At 65.3% G+C, this 596-nt stretch carries 1 protein-coding gene; it reads right to left on the reverse strand.

What is annotated here, in order from left to right; genetic code table 11:
- Positions 1-25: 25 nt before the first annotated feature.
- Positions 26-596 (reverse strand): hypothetical protein (locus EKL94_RS22570; protein ID WP_221768000.1); only part of this gene is annotated, 571 nt, incomplete at its 5' end.

A 596-nucleotide genomic window follows, 5' to 3' on the forward strand; every position in this document is an offset into this window, starting at 1 on the left:
TTGTTTTTTTTTTTTTTTTTTGGATTCAGGGGGTCCAAGGAGCAGCGCCCGGAAGGATGGGCGGGCGCGTCGAATGTGTAACCGGGCACGGGTTCGGCGCGTCCCATGTCAGGCCGTTCATCCCCAGCAATCCGGCCACCAGGATCTCGCGCACCATGCGGTCGGTGGTGTGCAGCAGAGCAATCTGGAGGGCCTCGAGCTTGGCCTGTTTCGCCCGCAGTGCGGTGCCCTGGGTGAGATGAGTCTTGGGGCGCTCGACCCTGACCGTGCCGTCCGGCTGGGGCCTGGCACGCTCGAGACGCAGCAGGCCTTCCCTGACCTCGACCGCGTAGCTAGTCTCATGCAGCCACACCACCGCGCCGGCTTTGGTCCTATCATCGCTGCGGCCATAGGGATCGATACCCCGCCGGCGGACGTCATCCCAGAAATATGCCCCTACGACCAGTTCGGCCCAGGCCCATTTCTGTTTCAGCCGCTCGACCTGCGCCTCTGCGGCCTCAATTTCCAGTTCCCGAGCCGCCTTCCCGTCCTGGAGTGAAGGGGGGGGGAGCGGGACAGGGCGCGGGCCCCCCCCAGGGCCCCCCCCCCCTTTTTTG

It is taken from the genome of Stenotrophomonas maltophilia (genome assembly GCF_003970865.1).
Lineage (GTDB): Bacteria > Pseudomonadota > Gammaproteobacteria > Xanthomonadales > Xanthomonadaceae > Stenotrophomonas > Stenotrophomonas maltophilia_AR.